Raw genomic sequence first — 16,889 nt, 5'->3', positions numbered from 1 at the left:
ACAGGATTGGATGTGCGAACACTATCCAGTGTGGGAGCGAGCCTGCTCGCGAAGTTTTTGGCGATTTAGCGGCTGGCGAGCAGCGCCTGACCACGAGCCACGGCAGCCTTCACCTGCGCCGGCGCGGTGCCGCCGATGTGGTTGCGGGCATTGACCGAGCCTTCCAGGGTCAGCACGGCGAACACGTCCTGATCGATCTGGTCGCTGAACTTGCGTAGTTCTTCCAGGCTCATTTCCGCCAGGTCCTTGCCGCTGTCCACGCCGTACTTCACGGCATGGCCAACGATTTCGTGGCAATCACGGAATGGCAGGCCGCGACGCACCAGGTAGTCGGCCAGGTCGGTGGCGGTGGAGAAACCGCGCAGGGCTGCTTCGCGCATCATCGCGTGCTTGGGCTTGATCGCCGGCACCATGTCGGCAAAGGCCCGCAGCGAGTCGCGCAGGGTGTCAGCGGCGTCGAACAGCGGTTCCTTGTCTTCCTGGTTGTCCTTGTTGTAGGCCAGGGGCTGGCCTTTCATCAGGGTCAGCAGGCCCATCAGTGCGCCGAACACGCGACCGGTCTTGCCACGCACGAGCTCCGGTACGTCCGGGTTTTTCTTTTGCGGCATGATCGAGCTGCCGGTGCAGAAACGGTCGGGCAGATCGATAAACTGGAACTGCGCGCTGGTCCACAGCACCAGCTCTTCGGAGAAGCGCGACAGGTGCATCATCGCGATACTGGCCGCCGAGCAGAATTCGATGGCGAAATCACGATCGGAGACGTTGTCCAGCGAATTGCCGCCAACCGCGTCGAAACCCAGGAGTTGGGCGGTGTATTCACGATCGATCGGATAGGTGGTGCCGGCCAGCGCCGCGCTGCCCAATGGCATGCGGTTGGTGCGTTTGCGGCAGTCGACCAGGCGTTCATAGTCGCGGCTGAGCATTTCGAACCAGGCCAGCATGTGGTGCCCGAACGTCACCGGCTGTGCGGTCTGCAGGTGGGTGAACCCCGGCATGATGCTGGCGGCTTCGCGCTCGGCCTGCTCCAGCAGGCCTTTTTGCAGGCGGGTGATTTCGGCCAGGATCAGGTCGATCTCGTCACGCAGCCACAGACGGATGTCGGTGGCGACCTGATCGTTACGGCTGCGGCCGGTGTGCAACTTTTTACCGGTCACGCCGATGCGGTCGGTCAGGCGTGCCTCGATGTTCATGTGAACGTCTTCGAGGTCGATGCGCCAGTCGAACTGACCGGCCTCGATTTCACCCTGGATGGTGTTCAGGCCATCGATGATGCTGTCGCGCTCGGCATCGGTCAGCACGCCGACCTTGGCCAGCATGGTGGCGTGGGCGATCGAGCCCATGATGTCGTGGCGATACAGGCGCTGGTCGAAGGTGACGGAGGCGGTGAAGCGGGCGACGAAGGCGTCGACGGGTTCACTGAAGCGGCCGCCCCAGGACTGATTGGTCTTGTCAGTGCTCATGAATTCGCTCGTATCGGCTTGAAGTAAGAAGGCGTGGAACGCTGGCGCGGATAATAACAGGGTTGCCAATCCTGTCGCTGACACTGGTCGATACGTTTTTTTGGGGGCGAGAGCCCGGGCCCGGGCAATATCCGCGCATTTTTGCAGAACGATATTTTCCAATTGAGCAATATCGTCCCGGCAACCGTCTACAGTTGGACAGTAGGATCAGCGCACTTCTCGGTGCAGCCGCTGGCTATAAGAAGAGTGGGGTGTTCATATTGCGTATCAGCAAACCCTGTGGCGATGCATCGCCAACGCGGGCCTGGGCCGCCAATCGCCCGGCAGATGAAAATTTAGCCGCCGGACCAACGGCACTTTTTGGCGCTCGCGCTAGTCTTAGCGTGGATCGCGGTGACGGATGTCACTTCACCTGTCTACGCTATCCTTGTGCGAGACTCACGCAGGAATCCAGCGCAATATGAATGTCCTGATCGTTGATGACGAACCCTTGGCCCGAGAGCGCCTGAGCCGCATGGTTGGCGAACTCGAGGGATACAGTGTCCTGGAGCCTAGTGCCACGAATGGCGAAGAGGCGTTGGCACTGATCGACAGCCACAAGCCGGATATCGTGCTGCTCGATATCCGCATGCCCGGCCTGGATGGCCTGCAAGTGGCTGCTCGGTTATGCGAACGCGAAACTCCGCCCGCCGTGGTGTTCTGCGCCGGGCCCGATGAATTTGCCGTGGAAGCCTTACAGGCCAGCGCCGTAGGCTATCTGGTGAAACCTGTGAGAACTGAACAATTACATGACGCATTAAAGAGAGCCGAGCGCCCCAATCGTGCCCAGCTCGCCGCCCTGACCCGCCCTGCCGCCGAAAGCGGCAACGGCCCGCGCAGCCATATCAGCGCCCGAACCCGTAAGGGGATCGAGCTGATTCCGCTGGATCAGGTGGTGTATTTCATTGCCGACCACAAATACGTGACCTTGCGCCACGAAAGCGGCGAAGTGCTGCTCGATGAGCCGCTCAAGGCCCTCGAAGATGAATTCGGTGACCGTTTCGTGCGTATCCATCGCAATGCACTGGTCGCCCGTGAGCGTATCGAGCGATTGCAACGCACACCCTTGGGACATTTTCAGCTATTCCTGAAAGGCCTCAACGGTGATGCGCTGATCGTCAGCCGTCGTCATGTGGCTGGGGTACGCAAAATGATGCAACAGCTTTAAACAGCTGTTCGCAGGCCAATTTTACACCCGATTGCCGGACATCCGGGGCCAGGGAGGCCGAGTAGTATCTGATACAAGTCAAAGTGGATTTGGCTGAGCTGTTATTATCCGCCGTATCTATTCAGTACGGATTGATCCATGTCCTCTCGCCAGATCCGCATCGCCACCCGCAAAAGCGCTCTCGCCCTTTGGCAGGCCGAATACGTCAAAGCCCGTCTTGAAGCGGCTCATCCGGGCCTGCTGGTGACCCTCGTCCCCATGGTCAGCCGTGGTGACAAGCTGCTTGACTCACCGCTGTCGAAAATCGGCGGCAAAGGCCTGTTCGTCAAGGAGCTCGAAACCGCGCTGCTGGAAAATGAAGCCGACATCGCCGTGCACTCGATGAAGGACGTGCCGATGGACTTCCCCGAAGGCCTCGGCCTGTTCTGCATCTGCGAGCGGGAAGACCCGCGCGATGCCTTCGTTTCCAACACCTACACCCGCCTGGATGAGTTGCCCCGGGGCAGCATCGTCGGCACCTCCAGCTTGCGTCGCCAGGCTCAATTGCTGACCCGCCGCCCGGACCTGGAAATCCGTTTCCTGCGCGGCAACGTCAACACTCGCCTGGCCAAGCTCGATGCCGGCGAATACGACGCCATCATCCTCGCCGCCGCCGGCCTGATCCGCCTGGGATTCGAAGATCGCATCAGCTCGGCCATCAGCGTCGACGACAGCCTTCCGGCCGGTGGCCAGGGCGCGGTGGGTATCGAATGCCGCAGCGGCGACAGTGAAATCCATGCGTTGCTGACACCCCTGCATCACCAGGATACCGCCACTCGCGTGACCGCTGAACGAGCCCTCAACAAGCACCTCAATGGTGGCTGCCAGGTGCCGATCGCCTGCTACGCCGTGCTGGAGGGCGAGCAAGTCTGGTTGCGCGGGCTGGTGGGCGATCCGGCCGGTGGCCTGCTGCTCAGCGCACAGGCCCGGGCTCCTCGCGACGATGCCGAGGCGCTGGGTGTGCGAGTCGCCGAAGACCTGCTCAGCCAGGGTGCCGGCGCCATCCTCAAGGCGGTCTATGGCGAGGCTGGTCACGAGTGATCGGCTGGCGCTTGCTGCTGACGCGTCCCGCCGAAGAAGCGGCGGCGCTGAGCAGCCTTTTGGCCGAGCAGGGGATATTCAGTAACAGCCTGCCGCTTTTGGACATCATGCCCATTGCGACCACTGACACAATGCGCCAGGTGATTCAGGCGCTGGATCAGTTCTGCGCCGTCATCGTGGTCAGCAAGCCGGCAGCCCGGATCGGCGTCGAACTGCTCGAGCGGTATTGGCCAACACCGCCCGGTGTGAAGTGGTTCAGCGTCGGCGCGGCGACTGCGCGGATCCTCGAGGATCACGGGCTGGACGTGAGCTTCCCGGCAGAAGGCGATGACAGTGAAGCCTTGCTCGAACTTTCCCGTCTGCGCGAGGCTATCGCACAACCCGATGCGCGAGTGCTGATCCTGCGCGGGGAGGGCGGGCGCGAGTTGCTGGCTGAGCGTTTGCGTGAGCTTGGTGCTAGTGTCGAGTATCTGGAGTTGTACCGCCGGGGGTTGCCGATTTATCCGCCGACACTGCTGCCGCAACGGATCCAGGCGGAACGCCTGAACGGGTTGGTGGTCAGCAGTGGACAAGGTTTTGAGCACCTGCACCAATTGGCCGGCGATGCCTGGCCGCAGTTGGCGCGGTTGCCGTTGTTTGTACCGAGCCCCAGGGTTGCCGAGATGGCGCGTGCCGCCGGGGCCAAAACAGTTGTGGATTGTCGCGGCGCCAGTGCCGCGGCCTTGCTGACGGCGTTGCGGGAGCATCCCGTACCCGTTTTCTGATGCAAAGGATGGATACGTGAGCGAAACAGCCTTGCCTAAAGATGACTCGCGACCGGTGCTTGATGCACCTGTTGATGCTCCTGTTGATGAAGTGTCGCCGCCGCCACCTGCTGCCGAGCAGCGTCGAGGCAATGGTCTGGCAATCATCGCGCTGCTGTTGGGCGCAGCCGGTGTAGCCGTGGGCGGTTGGGGTGTCTGGCAGGTGCGTCACCTGCAGGCCAATAATCAGCAGCAACTGAGCCAGGTGCAGGCGCTGAATGACCAGGCGCAAAGCCTCAAGCTCAATGAGGAGCGCCTGAGCGCACGCCTGGCGCAATTGCCTCCCGCCGATGAGCTGGAAGCACGCAGTCGCCTGGTGATTCAGCTGCAAGGTGATCAGCAGCGGTTGAACCAACGGCTGGAAACCGTTCTCGGCGCCAGCCGCAAGGACTGGCGTCTGGCCGAGGCCGAGCACCTGCTACGTCTGGCCAGCCTGCGACTGTCCGCGTTGCAGGACATCAGCAGTGCCCAGGCACTGGTCCAGGGTGCCGACGAGATACTGCGCGAGCAAAACGACCCGGGCTCCTTTGCCGCTCGCGAGCAGGTGGCCAAGACCCTGATCGCCTTGCGCAGCACCGAACAACCGGATCGCACCGGGCTGTTCCTGCGTCTTGGCGCGCTGCGTGATCAAGTGGCCAGCCTCACCGAGCTGGCACCGGAGTACAAGGACCGAGGTGATTCGTTGCTGGGCCTGACTGCCGATGGCGACGGTGCCAGTCGCTGGGCGCAATGGTGGGATCAGATTTCGCGCTACATCCGCATCGATTTCAATGCTGACAAAAACGTTCGCCCATTGTTGGCCGGCCAGAGCCTGAGTCAGGTACGCCTGGCCCTGAGCCTGGCGCTGGAGCAGGCGCAGTGGGCCGCACTCAATGGCCAGGCGGCGGTTTACTCCCAGGTGCTGGACGAGGCGCGGGACATCCTCAAGGGCAACTTCAACCCGGACAACGCGCAAAGCAAAGTCATGCTTGAGCAGGTCGCCGAGTTGAGCAAGCAACCTGTCACCGTCGTCACTCCGGACATGACCGGCACCCTGAGCGCGGTGCAGGGGTATCTGGAGCGGCGCAACGTCAACGCTGAAGATTCGGTCAAGCCACTGGCCAGGCCTGCCGCGAACGCCGCGCCGGAGGCCACGCCATGAGACGCCTCTATGTGATCGTGTTCTTCGTGATCGCTGCTACCGCTGCGCTCGGGTTGGCGATTGCCGAACACTCCGGCTATGTGCTGATTGCCTACAAGACCTTCCGTTACGAGTCGAGCCTGTGGGCTACCTTGGCGCTGGTGGCTGTGCTCTGGCTGGTGATCTGGGGCATCAAGTCGCTGGTCGAACTGGTGATGGCTTCCAGTGGCGTGGTCAATCCGTGGTCGCGGCGCAACCGCAGCCGTCGGGTGCAGGTGGCGATCGAACACGGTCAGCTGGACCTGGCCGAGGGACGCTGGGCCAACGCGCAACGGCACTTGTATCGGGCTGCCGAAGCCGAGCGCCAGCCGCTGCTTTACTACCTCGGCGCTGCCCGTGCCGCGAACGAACTGGGTAATTACGAAGAAAGCGACAACTTGCTGGAGCGCGCCCTGGAGCGTCAGCCTCAGGCCGAGTTGGCGATTGCCTTGAGCCACGCCCAGTTGCAGACCGACCGCGGTGATACCGAAGGCGCCCTCGCCACCCTGCAAGCCATGCGTGAACGCCATCCTCATAACGCACAGACCCTGCGTCAGTTGCAGCGCCTGCTTGCGCAGCGTGGTGACTGGTCGGCAGTGATTCGCCTGTTGCCGGAACTGCGCAAGGACAAAATCCTGCCGGCTGCCGAACTCGCCGAGCTGGAGCGTCGGGCCTGGGGGGCGAACCTGTCCCTGGCGGCGCAACGGGAAGCAGACGGAACGGTGGGGAAGCAATCGCTGGAACGTGCCTGGCAGCAACTGACTTCGGCACAGCGTCAGGAGCCGCAATTGGTGCTCGCGTATGCCGAACAGCTGCGGCAACTGGGGGCTCAGGTCGAGGCCGAAGAAGTGCTGCGCACTGCGCTCAAGCGCAGCTACGACAGTCATCTGGCACGACTCTACGGACTGGTTCGCGGCAATGATCCGGTCCGCCAGTTGCAGGCCGCCGAAGGCTGGCTCAAGGACCATCCGGCTGATCCGGGCCTGCTGCTGACTCTTGGGCGTCTATGCCTGCAAAACAGTTTGTGGGGCAAGGCCCGGGACTATCTGGAAAGCAGCCTGCGTGTACAACGCAATCCGGAAGCCTGTGCCGAGCTGGCACGCTTGCTGGCGCAAATGGGCGATGCCGAGCGCAGCAACCAGCTGTTTCAGGAAGGCCTGGGGTTGTTGGATGAGCGCTTGCTCGCGGCCCCTCTGCCAGCGCCGGTCCGCGCTTGAGCCATTCGTTGGCGCCGGGCTCCGGCGCCTGAGCGATGACCTGTGGCGAGGGAGCAATCGCCCTCGCCGCAGTACGATGATCAGTTGAAATTCAGTCGCCAAATTTCGTCGCAGGAAAAGTCCTACAGCGGGCTACATTTTATCCTCTCGCCTGCGTCGGGATTTCCCTACTCCTGTGCTGAAGTCTCTGTGGGCACTTGCCTTGAAAGGCTGTCGCGCTTTCCTCTACCGTAATGGTCTGTCACTACTTTTACGGAAAAGCCATGTCTTTGGCCTGCTCACGCTCCTTGTTTTTCATGGCTTTCATTGCGGGTGCCCTGGCGATGGGCGTTTCCTACTACCTGGAATATGCAGTCGGCCTGCGACCTTGTGGCTTGTGTCTTGTGCAGCGGTTTTGCCTGGCGCTCCTTACCGGCGTCTGCCTGATGGCTTCGGTCCATGGCCCCGGTCGCATCGGAAACGTTCTGTATTGGTTGCTCAGTCTTTGTTGCAGCCTGGCCGGCACTGTCACGGCATGGCGACAAGTCCTGCTGCAAACCCTGCCGGCGGAACAGGTCGCAGCGTGCTCGACGCATCTGGCGGACCTGTTGTCCAACTCGCCGTGGCTATCGGTCGTACAGCAAATGTTCAAGGGCGCTGCCGATTGTGTGGAAATTTCCTGGACGCTGTTCGATCTGAGTCTCACTGAGTGGAGCCTGCTGTTCTTCGTCGCGATGATGATTCTGGCCATTTACCAGTCGCTGCGACTGGTCTGGAGCGGCTATCAGCGACCACTCAGCGGCGAGTCGTCGCACCGGGCCTTTGCGGGCGATTAAACACTTGTATGAACTTTATCGCCTGCGTACCTTGAAGCCAGTGTCGCGCGGGCATAATCTGGCCCGCACGTGTCATTGGAATTATGTTGCTCGATGACGCTCTGCCTGACCGCCCACCGATGTTACAAGAGGCGAGCGGGCATAGAGCAGCTGACCCACAAGGGAAGAGAGATCACCATGCTCGAAAGTTGTCAGAATGCTCAGGAACGCTGGGGCGGAGTGCACCTGCTGATTGATCGCTGGTTGCAGGAACGACACGAACTGATCGGGGCCTATGACGCTCTCGGCGCAAAGCCTGAGGCGCTGGGTGAGAACCGCAAGCCCTTGCAGGAATTCTGCGGCGTGCTTGTCGATTATGTATCGGCCGGGCATTTCGAGATCTACGAGCAGCTGACGGGGGAGGCCAAGGCCTTCAACGACCAGCGTGGCCTGGAGCTCGCCGAGACGATCTATCCGCGTATCGACGTCATCACCGAAAAGCTGCTCGCCTTCAATGACCTGTGTGATGCAGGAAAGTGTGTTGCCGAAGAGTTCAAGACACTCGGCGGACTGTTGCATGAGCGCTTTGAACTGGAAGACTGCCTGATCGAGGTGCTGCATACCGCCCACAAGGAAACTGATTCGGTTCAGGCCTGAAACACTTCTCTGCAAGATCCCGAAACGGCGTGCCAAGGCACGCCGTTTTCTGTTTGCGTTGTCAGCTGGTGGCTCCGCGCAATTCAACTTCGAACACCAGTGGAGTGAACGGAGCAATCACGTCGCCGGCACCGTCGGCGCCATAGGCTTGAGCCGATGGAATCACCAGTCGCCATTTCGCCCCAACCGGCATGTTCTGCAGCGCGCTACGCCATCCGGCGATCACGCTGTCGAGACTGAACCATTGTGGCTGACTGCTCTGATCGAACACCGTACCGTCGGGCAAGCGACCGATGTACAGCACCTGCACCTTGCCGTTCGGTCCGGGCTTGGCGCCAGTGCCTGGCGTCAACTCGGTCAGCAACACGCCATCGGCCAGTTCGCGCACGCCGGGTCTGGCTTTTTCCGTGGCGAGAAATCGCTGTTCTTTTTCCAGTGCCATTTCGCTTTGCGGCTCGTCTGACTGCATGGCGATCCGGGCTTCATGCTCGTTCAGTATCTGCTGGATCTGCTCGTCCTTCAGCGCTAGCGGCTTGCCCTGATAGGCCTGCTGCAATCCTTCGACCAGTGCCTGGAGCTGCAGGTCGGGAGCCTCCTGGCGCAAGCGTTCGCCAAGGCTTGCGCCCAGGCTGTAAGCGAGATCGTGGGCTTCATTTCCCTGCGTTTTTTCGGCGGCCTGGGCCACCGAAAAAAACACACACAGCGATAAAAAAAGGTAGCGCGACATGAGCTCTCTCCGACCTGAATTGCGGGCGATTATGCCAGCGAGAATATGCGCAACGGTGAACTGCTTTTGCGCCGAGGCAGAAGTTTTTCAAACCTTTGCAACACAGCGCTTTCGATAGTGTCAACATGCCCTAGCGGCGGTTGCTGCAGAGGTCTAGTATGAGCCGCACTCACTTCAGCCAGGAGGTAAACCATGTCGGCCACCAAGAAGCCAGTAAACACTCCGTTGCACTTGCTCCAACAACTCTCGAGCAGCCTGCTCGAGCATCTGGAAACCGCTTGTTCCGAAGCCTTGGCTGATGCTGAAAAGTTGCTCGCCAAACTGGAAAAGCAGCGCGGAAAAGCGCAAGAAAAACTGCACAAGTCCCGTACTAAATTGCAGGACGCTGCGGCAGCCGGAAAAGCCAAGGCGCAAGCCAAGGCCAAGGGCGCAGTGGCCGATCTTGAGGAACTGCTCGATGCCCTCAAGGATCGTCAATCGGAAACCCGCGGCTACATTCTGCAACTCAAGCGCGATGCTCAGGAAAGCCTGAAACTGGCCCAGGGCGTCGGTCGTGTACAAGAGGCTGTCGGCAAGGTGTTGTCCCTGCGTGCGGCCAAGCCTGCTGCGGCACCAGCGAAGAAAGCCGCTGCCAAACCGGCTGCTGCAAAAGCACCGGCCAAGCCTGCTGCTGCAAAACCTGCAGCTGCCAAGCCAGTCGCTAAAACTGCCGCGGCCAAACCTGCTGCCAAACCGGCTGCGAGAAAACCGGCTGCTGCCAGCGCTGCAAAACCTGCGGCTAAAACCACGGCTGCCAAACCAGCCGCCGCACGACCTGCCGCTGCAAGAACCGCTGCTGGTAAACCAGCCGTAGCTAAAACCGCCGCTGCAAAACCAGCAGCTAAACCGGCTGCAAAACCAGTAGCCAAAGCAGCTGCAAAACCGGCCGCTAAACCAGCTGCCCGGACCGCTGCGGCGAAACCTGCTGCCAAGCCGGCGGCCAAACCCGTCGCTGCAAAACCAGCAGCCAAGCCCGCTGCCAAACCTGCTGTAAAAGCGGCTGCCAAACCAGCCGCAAAACCAGCTGCAGCGAAACCAGCAGTCGCCGCCAAGCCGGCCGCTGCCAAGCCAGTTGCCGCCAAACCTGCTTCGGCAAAACCCGCTGCAAAACCAGCGGCCAAACCTGCAGTGAAAAAGCCGGTTGCCGCCAAGCCAGCCACCGCACCGGTTGCCAAGCCAGCCAACCCGGCTCCGGCAGCAACGTCTGCTTTAGCAGCAGCCACCTCGACAGCCACGCCAGCGCCAACGCCGGCTGCCGCATCGATCGCAGCAACCACCCCAACCAGCGCTTCCTAAGTGCCGGTTACCGCGACGCGCAGCTGATGCAGCGCGTCGCGGTGCAGGTGGGCGGCACCCGCCGCCGCACCTTCCAGCCAGGCCGATAGATCGGTCTCGGCATCTTGCGGCCAACTCTGCGCTGCTCTCTCGAGCCGCAACAACAGATGCCGCTCGGCTTCCAGCTCCAGTGCCTTCACTTGTTCACGCAGGTTGTGCAAATCGGCGTCTGCCGTGGCAGCGGCCTTCCAGTGGGTGCGCAAGGCGCGTAACGGCCGCACGACATCGGCGTCCCAAGGAGCGGCCACACTTCGCAGTTGTTGCAAGCGCTGCTCATCGCAGGCCACGCCTCGCTGTCCCAACCAGGCAGCACACAGCAACAGACACACGTTGATACCCGCCGACTGCAATTGCAGGCATGCCTGCTCAATACCCGGTCGAGCGTAAGTGTTCAGGGAAAAGCTCCACAGGTCAGAGGACATAGTGCTACTCGCGCCAGTTGCGAGCGAAGCTGGTAGACTCCGCCGCCATTATGATTCGACTTCAGAACCTGACTTTACAGCGTGGCCCGCAACGTCTGCTAGAAGACGCCGAGCTGACCCTGCACGCCGGCCAGAAAGCCGGCCTCATCGGTGCCAACGGCGCCGGCAAATCGAGCCTGTTCGCCTTGCTTCGGGGCGAACTGCACCCGGACTCGGGTGATTGCTTCCTGCCGGCCGACTGGCGTATCGCCCACATGCGCCAGGAGGTCGACACCCTCGAGCGCCTGGCGGTCGACTACGTGCTCGATGGCGACCTGCGCCTGCGCCAGGTGCAACGCGACCTGGCGGCAGCCGAAGCGGCCCATGACGGTGCCGCACAGGCCCGCCTGCACTCGGAGCTCGACAGCGCCGACGGTTACACCGCCGACGCCCGGGCGCGCAAGTTGCTGGCCGGCCTCGGGTTCACCAACGAGCAGATGGATCGCCAGGTCGGGGATTTCTCCGGTGGCTGGCGGATGCGCCTGAACCTGGCGCAGGCCTTGATGTGCCCGTCGGACCTGCTGCTGCTCGACGAACCGACCAACCACCTCGACCTCGACGCCATCATCTGGCTCGAAGAGTGGCTCAAGAGTTATCCCGGCACCTTGATGCTGATTTCCCACGACCGGGATTTCCTCGATGCCGTGGTCGACCACATAGCCCACGTCGATCAGCGCAAGATCACCCTGTACCGCGGTGGCTACAGCGCCTTCGAGCGCGCCCGTGCCGAACGCCTGGCCCAGCAACAGCAGGCGTACGAGAAGCAGCAGGTGCAACGTGCGCACATGGAAAGCTACATCGCCCGCTTCAAGGCCCAGGCCACCAAGGCCCGTCAGGCCCAGAGCCGGATCAAGGCACTGGAGCGGATGGAAGAGCTGACCGCTGCCCATGTCGATTCGCCGTTCGACTTTGTCTTTCGTGAATCGCAGAAGATTTCCAGCCCGCTGATCGACCTGTCCGATGCCCGCTTGGGTTACGGCGACAAAGCCGTGCTGGAGAAGGTCAAGCTGCAACTGACCCCGGGTGCGCGAATCGGTCTGCTCGGCCCGAACGGTGCCGGTAAGTCGACCCTGATCAAGAACCTTGCCGGTGAGCTTTCGCCTCTGGCCGGCCGCTTGACCCGTGGCGAGAACACCGTGGTCGGTTACTTCGCCCAGCATCAACTCGATTCTCTGGACTCCAAGGCCAGCCCGTTGCTGCACCTGCAGCGCCTGGCACCAACCGAGCGCGAACAGACCCTGCGCGACTTCCTCGGTGGTTTCGACTTCCGTGGCGCGCGAATCGACGAGCCGGTACTGAATTTTTCCGGTGGCGAGAAAGCCCGCCTGGCGTTGGCCTTGATTGCCTGGGACCGACCGAACCTGTTGCTGCTCGACGAACCGACCAACCATCTGGACCTGGAAATGCGCCTGGCGCTGACCATGGCCCTGCAAGAGTTCAGTGGTGCGGTATTGGTGGTTTCTCACGATCGCCACTTGCTCAAAAGCACCACCGACAATTTCTATCTGGTGGCGGACGGCAAGGTCGAGGAGTTCGACGGCGACCTGGAGGACTACACCCGCTGGCTGGTGGAGTATCGCCAGCGCAACGCCCCGGTCAGCAACACGCCGGTCAACCCGGACAAGACCGACAAGAAAGCCCAGCGTCAGGCCGCTGCTGCGTTGCGTCAGCAACTGGCGCCGCACAAGCGCGAGGCTGACAAGCTCGAAGCCGAACTCGGCAAGCTCCACGAAAAGCTGGCGAAGATCGATGCCAGCCTCGGCGACAGTGACATCTACGAGCCGGCGCGCAAGAACGAATTGCGTGACCTGCTGGCCGAACAGGCCAGGCTGAAGGTGCGTGAGGCAGAGCTGGAAGAAGCGTGGATGGAAGCCCTGGAATTGCTGGAAAGCATGCAGGCGGAGCTGGAGGCACTGTCCTGATGGACGCCTTCAAGATGCCGCTACCGGCGGTGTGGGCCGAGCCGATCTGGCTTGGGGTGCAAATCCTGCTGATCCTTCTGGCCGGCTACATCGCCCAGCGTTTCGTCGCCAAATGCCTGACCCGTCTCGGTGAGCGCTATCCGTTTCCGCCGCAGTTGCTGATGCCGCTGCGCGGTGGTCTACGCTGGCTGATCATGGGTAGTGCGCTGATTTTCGTCCTGGAGCGACTCGGTGTCTCGGCTACGGTGCTCTGGACCGCGTTGTCTGGTTTCGTCGCGGTCGCGGCGGTGGCGTTTTTCGCCATGTGGAGCGTGTTGTCGAACCTGCTGTGCGCGATCCTGATCTTCACCGTCGGCCCGTTTCGCATCGGTGACGTGGTCGAGTTGGTGGACACCACCGACAAGCCCGGCGTCAAAGGCCGGGTGGTGGCGATCAATCTTCTTTACACCACGCTGGTCGAGGCCGAAGAGCTCGGCACCGGCAGCGCGATGGTGCAGGTGCCCAACAGTTTGTTCTTCCAACGTTCGGTACGGCGCTGGCGCGGGACGGATGTGTTTCCTTCCAGCGGGTTTGAGAAGTAAGGCTTCTGCTGCCTGATACACCGCGATCGCGAGCAAGTCGGCAGTCGCCATGTCCTACAAAAAATCGGTAGTCATTGGCCCAAAGCCGCATTAGCTTAGACGTCTGTCACGAATCTGAGTCGAGGTGTGCAATGGAGCTTCAAACATGGCTGGCGTTTTTTGCCGCCTGCTGGGTCATCAGCCTGTCTCCCGGTGCCGGCGCCATTGCGTCGATGTCCAGCGGCCTGCAATACGGTTTCTGGCGCGGCTACTGGAACGCCCTGGGCCTGCAACTGGGCCTGGCTTTGCAGATCGCCATCGTCGGTGCCGGTGTCGGCGCCATTCTCACGGCTTCGGCCACGGCCTTCTACGCCATCAAGTGGTTTGGCGTGGCGTATCTGGTTTACCTCGCGATCAAGCAATGGCGTGCGCTGCCCAGCGATATGAGCGATGACGCGGCGCTGCGCCAGATCGGCAAGCCGATGGCCCTGGTGTTCCGTGGGTTTCTGGTGAACATCAGCAACCCGAAGGCGCTGGTGTTCATGCTGGCGGTGCTGCCGCAGTTCATCGACCCCCATGCTCCGCTGCTGATTCAGTATCTGGTGATCGGCGTGACCATGGTTTGCGTCGACCTGATTGTCATGGCCGGCTACACCGGCCTGGCGTCCAAAGTGCTTCGTATGTTGCGAACGCCGAAACAGCAAAAACGCATGAACCGCACCTTTGCCGGGCTGTTCATCGGTGCGGCGGCGTTCATGGCGACGTTGCGCAGGGCTGCCGTTTAAAACGGCGACTTACAAGGAAGGCGACCCTGGAGGTCGCCTTTTTCGTTTGGGGAGCAATTTCAGAAACCAATGCAATTACGAAGAAGTATCAACAAAGCTTGAGCGAAACCCGTCTGGCGTTAACAATATGTAACTTCGTATTTCCAATTGAGATTCATTCATGATTGCCCCCCCACGTTTCCTGGCCTGGCTGTTGCTGCCGCTGTTGGCTGCGTGCAGCTTTCAACTGCTGGCCGCACCCGCCGAGGGTGCACCGCAGGCGTTGCACTTGCTCGATTACATCGGCACCGATTACCCGGACACGGTGCAGGCGGGCAGCATCACGGACCAGGCAGGATTTCGCGCGCAGCAAGAATCGGTCAAGACGCTGGGAAGTCTGATTACAGCCATGCCGGCCAAGCCGGAAAAAGCTGCGCTGGAGCAAAGCCTGGCCGCGCTGGGAAATTCCATCGGCGCCCGGCAGGAGGGTACCGAGGTCACTCGCCAGGCCAGGCAACTGGGCGCGAAGCTGGCCGTGGCCTATGAAGTCAGCCAGGCCCCGGTGATTACGCCGGACCCGGCGCGTGGCGCGCCGCTGTATGCTCAGCACTGCTCGGTCTGCCATGGCGATGCAGGGGCCGGCGATGGCCCGGCAGGTGTCGGCATGACGCCACCGCCTTCTGATCTGCGTGACACTACACGATTGGATCGCCTGAGCCTCTACGCGATCTACAGCACCTTGGGCTTGGGCGTCGAAGGGACTGACATGCCGGCCTTTGCCGATCAATTGGATGATCGTCAGCGTTGGGACCTGGCCACCTATATCGCCAGCTTCAGCGTCGACCCGGCGACGGTCAAGGCTGAAAAGACCTACAACATCGCCGACCTGGCTCGTCAGACCCCGGCCGAAGTACAGGCCGTCGAAGGCCCGCAAGCCGCCGCGACCTTCCGTGCCCAGCGGGCGCAACCGCCGCAGGTCAAGCGTGGCCCGGCGCAACTGCTCGACTACACTGCGGCCACTCTGGACAAAAGCATCGCGGCGTATCGTGCCGGTGAGCATGATCAGGCTTATGACTTATCGGTAGCAGCGTATCTGGAAGGCTTTGAGCTGGTTGAGAGTTCGCTGGATAACATTGACGCCAACGTGCGTAAAGACACTGAAAAATCCCTGATGGCCTACCGTCAGTCGTTGCAGGACGGCCAGCCGGTGAGCGAGGTCGAGCAGCGCCTGGAAGTGGCCAAGGACAAGTTGAAGGCATCGGCCGGCCTGTTGGGCAACGAGGGTTTGAGCTGGTCGCTGAGTTACATTTCCGGTCTGCTGATTCTGCTGCGCGAAGGTCTGGAAGCGATCCTGGTGCTGGCGGCGATCCTTGCTTTCCTGCGTAACACGGATCAACAGGCGGCAGTGCGCAGCGTTAACGTCGGTTGGGGCCTGGCGTTTGTGGCGGGGCTGGGCACCTGGGCGCTGGCAGCCTATGTGATTGATGTCAGCGGTTCACAACGCGAATTGCTGGAAGGTGCGACGGCGTTGTTTGCCAGCGTCATGGTGCTGTGGCTGGGCGTGTGGATGCATGACCGTCGTCACGCGGCGGCCTGGCAGGATTACATCAAGACCAGCCTGGTGGGCGGCGGCGGGCGTTTCGGGTTTGCGACCCTGGCGTTCTTCTCGGTGTATCGCGAGCTGTTCGAAGTGATTCTGTTCTACGAAACCCTGTGGTTGCAGGCGGGGCCCGCGGGGCACAACGCGGTGCTGGCCGGTGGGGCCACGGCGCTGGTGTTGCTGATAGGCCTGGCCTGGGTAATTTTGCGCGGTTCGGCGAAGCTGCCGCTGGCGCTGTTCTTCAGCATCAATGCCGGCCTTTTGTGCGCCTTGTCGGTGGTGTTTGCCGGGCATGGCGTGAAAGCGCTGCAGGAAGCCGGGATCTTCGGTACGCGGCCGGTACCGTTCTTTGACTTTGAATGGCTGGGGATCCATGCCGACGCCTATTCGTTGAGTGCCCAGGCTGTGGCGATCATTGCGATTGTCGTGTTGTACGGTCGTAGCCGAGTGGTTGAGAGGCAGCGGGTGCAGGTTTCTTAAACGGCATTCGCTTCGCTCACTTCCGCGGGCAAGCCACGCTCCCACAGGTTTAGCGTTAACCTGTGGGAGCGTGGCTTGCCCCGGGCGGCGTTCCGACGATGCTTTTAAACAGAGGAAAATTCAATGCGTGTGTGGATCGATGCGGACGCCTGTCCGCGGGCAGCCAAGGATCTGGTGGTGAAGTTCGCCCTCAAGCGCCAGTTCGAAGTGGTGCTGGTGGCCGGGCAACCGCAGACCAAGCCGGGACTGGCCCTGGTCAAGCTGATCGTGGTGCCGAGCGGCCCGGATGCGGCCGATGACTACTTGGTGGAACACGCCGTACCCGGTGAGTTGGTGATCTGCAGCGATGTGCCGCTGGCCGATCGTCTGGTGAAGAAGGGCGTGGCAGCGCTTGACCCGAGGGGCAAGGAGTTTGATGCGCAGAACATGGGCGAGCGGCTGGCGGTTCGCAACCTGTTCACTGATTTGCGCGAACAGGGGCAAATGGGCGGTGGCCCGGCACCCTTTGGCGAGCGTGAGAAGCAGGCGTTTGCCAATGCGCTGGACCGGATTTTGACCAGGTTATCCCGCAACGCCTGAAAAGATCGCAGCCTGCGGCAGCTCCTACAGGTATACACCGCCCCT

At 61.5% G+C, this 16,889-nt stretch carries 16 protein-coding genes; 13 read left to right on the top strand and 3 right to left on the bottom strand.

Annotated features, from left to right (window positions below; translation table 11 throughout):
* Positions 1-65 precede the first annotated feature (65 nt).
* The gene (gene argH, locus AB4O40_RS16680) at positions 66-1,460 is read right to left on the bottom strand and encodes an argininosuccinate lyase (RefSeq protein WP_008001478.1); all 1,395 of its coding nucleotides are present in this window, start codon (positions 1,458-1,460) and stop codon (positions 66-68) included.
* Between the two features lie 460 nt (positions 1,461-1,920).
* Here argH and AB4O40_RS16675 point away from each other — a divergent pair, with 460 nt between their 5' ends.
* The 7 genes from AB4O40_RS16675 (at position 1,921) to rsd (ending at position 8,377) form a co-directional block, all read left to right on the top strand.
* Positions 1,921-2,667: a LytR/AlgR family response regulator transcription factor gene (locus tag AB4O40_RS16675; protein WP_008048635.1), complete on the top strand. Its 747-nt coding sequence runs from the start codon at positions 1,921-1,923 to the stop codon at positions 2,665-2,667.
* Positions 2,668-2,805: 138 nt separating this feature from the next.
* On the top strand, positions 2,806-3,747 hold the full coding sequence (hemC, locus tag AB4O40_RS16670; protein WP_056726362.1) for a hydroxymethylbilane synthase: 942 nt from the start codon (positions 2,806-2,808) through the stop codon (positions 3,745-3,747).
* Positions 3,744-4,511: a uroporphyrinogen-III synthase gene (locus AB4O40_RS16665; RefSeq protein WP_223541292.1), complete on the top strand. Its 768-nt coding sequence runs from the start codon at positions 3,744-3,746 to the stop codon at positions 4,509-4,511. The genes hemC and AB4O40_RS16665 overlap by 4 nt, the downstream gene beginning before the upstream one ends.
* 16 nt (positions 4,512-4,527) lie before the next feature.
* Positions 4,528-5,691, top strand: a complete 1,164-nt coding sequence (locus AB4O40_RS16660) for a uroporphyrinogen-III C-methyltransferase (protein ID WP_056726364.1) — start codon at positions 4,528-4,530, stop codon at positions 5,689-5,691.
* Positions 5,688-6,926 (top strand): heme biosynthesis protein HemY, encoded by a 1,239-nt coding sequence (locus AB4O40_RS16655; protein WP_056726365.1) that lies wholly within the window; start codon positions 5,688-5,690, stop codon positions 6,924-6,926. Before AB4O40_RS16660 ends, AB4O40_RS16655 begins: the two co-directional genes overlap by 4 nt.
* Positions 6,927-7,189: 263 nt before the next feature.
* Positions 7,190-7,741 carry a disulfide bond formation protein B gene (locus AB4O40_RS16650; protein WP_056726366.1) on the top strand — a complete coding sequence of 184 codons (552 nt, stop codon included), beginning with the start codon at positions 7,190-7,192 and terminating at the stop codon, positions 7,739-7,741.
* A 177-nt stretch (positions 7,742-7,918) separates the two neighbouring features.
* Positions 7,919-8,377, top strand: coding sequence for a sigma D regulator (gene rsd / locus AB4O40_RS16645; RefSeq protein WP_223455405.1), 459 nt, complete (start codon positions 7,919-7,921; stop codon positions 8,375-8,377).
* A 61-nt stretch (positions 8,378-8,438) separates the two neighbouring features.
* On the opposite strand, the gene AB4O40_RS16640 is transcribed toward rsd, so the two are convergent.
* Positions 8,439-9,104 (bottom strand): FKBP-type peptidyl-prolyl cis-trans isomerase, encoded by a 666-nt coding sequence (locus AB4O40_RS16640; protein ID WP_056726368.1) that lies wholly within the window; start codon positions 9,102-9,104, stop codon positions 8,439-8,441.
* A 192-nt stretch (positions 9,105-9,296) separates the two neighbouring features.
* Between AB4O40_RS16640 and AB4O40_RS16635 the strand changes: the two genes are divergently transcribed.
* On the top strand, positions 9,297-10,439 hold the full coding sequence (locus AB4O40_RS16635) for an AlgP family protein (protein WP_460053826.1): 1,143 nt from the start codon (positions 9,297-9,299) through the stop codon (positions 10,437-10,439).
* Here the strand turns inward: AB4O40_RS16635 and AB4O40_RS16630 are convergent.
* Positions 10,436-10,900, bottom strand: a complete 465-nt coding sequence (locus tag AB4O40_RS16630; protein WP_223541295.1) for a TIGR02444 family protein — start codon at positions 10,898-10,900, stop codon at positions 10,436-10,438. The two genes, AB4O40_RS16635 and AB4O40_RS16630, sit on opposite strands and share 4 nt — an antisense overlap.
* A gap of 50 nt (positions 10,901-10,950) precedes the next feature.
* On the opposite strand from AB4O40_RS16630, the gene AB4O40_RS16625 reads away from it, so the two are divergent.
* From AB4O40_RS16625 to AB4O40_RS16605, 5 genes are all read left to right on the top strand, one after another.
* Positions 10,951-12,861, top strand: a complete 1,911-nt coding sequence (locus AB4O40_RS16625; protein ID WP_056726372.1) for an ATP-binding cassette domain-containing protein — start codon at positions 10,951-10,953, stop codon at positions 12,859-12,861.
* Positions 12,861-13,442, top strand: a complete 582-nt coding sequence (locus AB4O40_RS16620; protein ID WP_056726373.1) for a mechanosensitive ion channel family protein — start codon at positions 12,861-12,863, stop codon at positions 13,440-13,442. The genes AB4O40_RS16625 and AB4O40_RS16620 overlap by 1 nt, the downstream gene beginning before the upstream one ends.
* Before the next feature lie 131 nt (positions 13,443-13,573).
* A complete protein-coding gene (rhtB, locus tag AB4O40_RS16615; protein WP_056726374.1) occupies positions 13,574-14,206 on the top strand; it encodes a homoserine/homoserine lactone efflux protein in 633 nt (210 codons plus the stop codon).
* A 160-nt stretch (positions 14,207-14,366) separates the two neighbouring features.
* Positions 14,367-16,265, top strand: a complete 1,899-nt coding sequence (locus tag AB4O40_RS16610; protein WP_460053827.1) for an FTR1 family protein — start codon at positions 14,367-14,369, stop codon at positions 16,263-16,265.
* A 123-nt stretch (positions 16,266-16,388) separates the two neighbouring features.
* Positions 16,389-16,844 carry a YaiI/YqxD family protein gene (locus tag AB4O40_RS16605; RefSeq protein WP_056726376.1) on the top strand — a complete coding sequence of 152 codons (456 nt, stop codon included), beginning with the start codon at positions 16,389-16,391 and terminating at the stop codon, positions 16,842-16,844.
* Positions 16,845-16,889: the final 45 nt, after the last annotated feature.

The sequence above is a fragment of the Pseudomonas sp. S2_F07 genome, from assembly GCF_054668325.1.
Note: the sequence above shows the minus strand (reverse complement) of the source record. Positions and strands in the feature narration are given on the sequence as shown.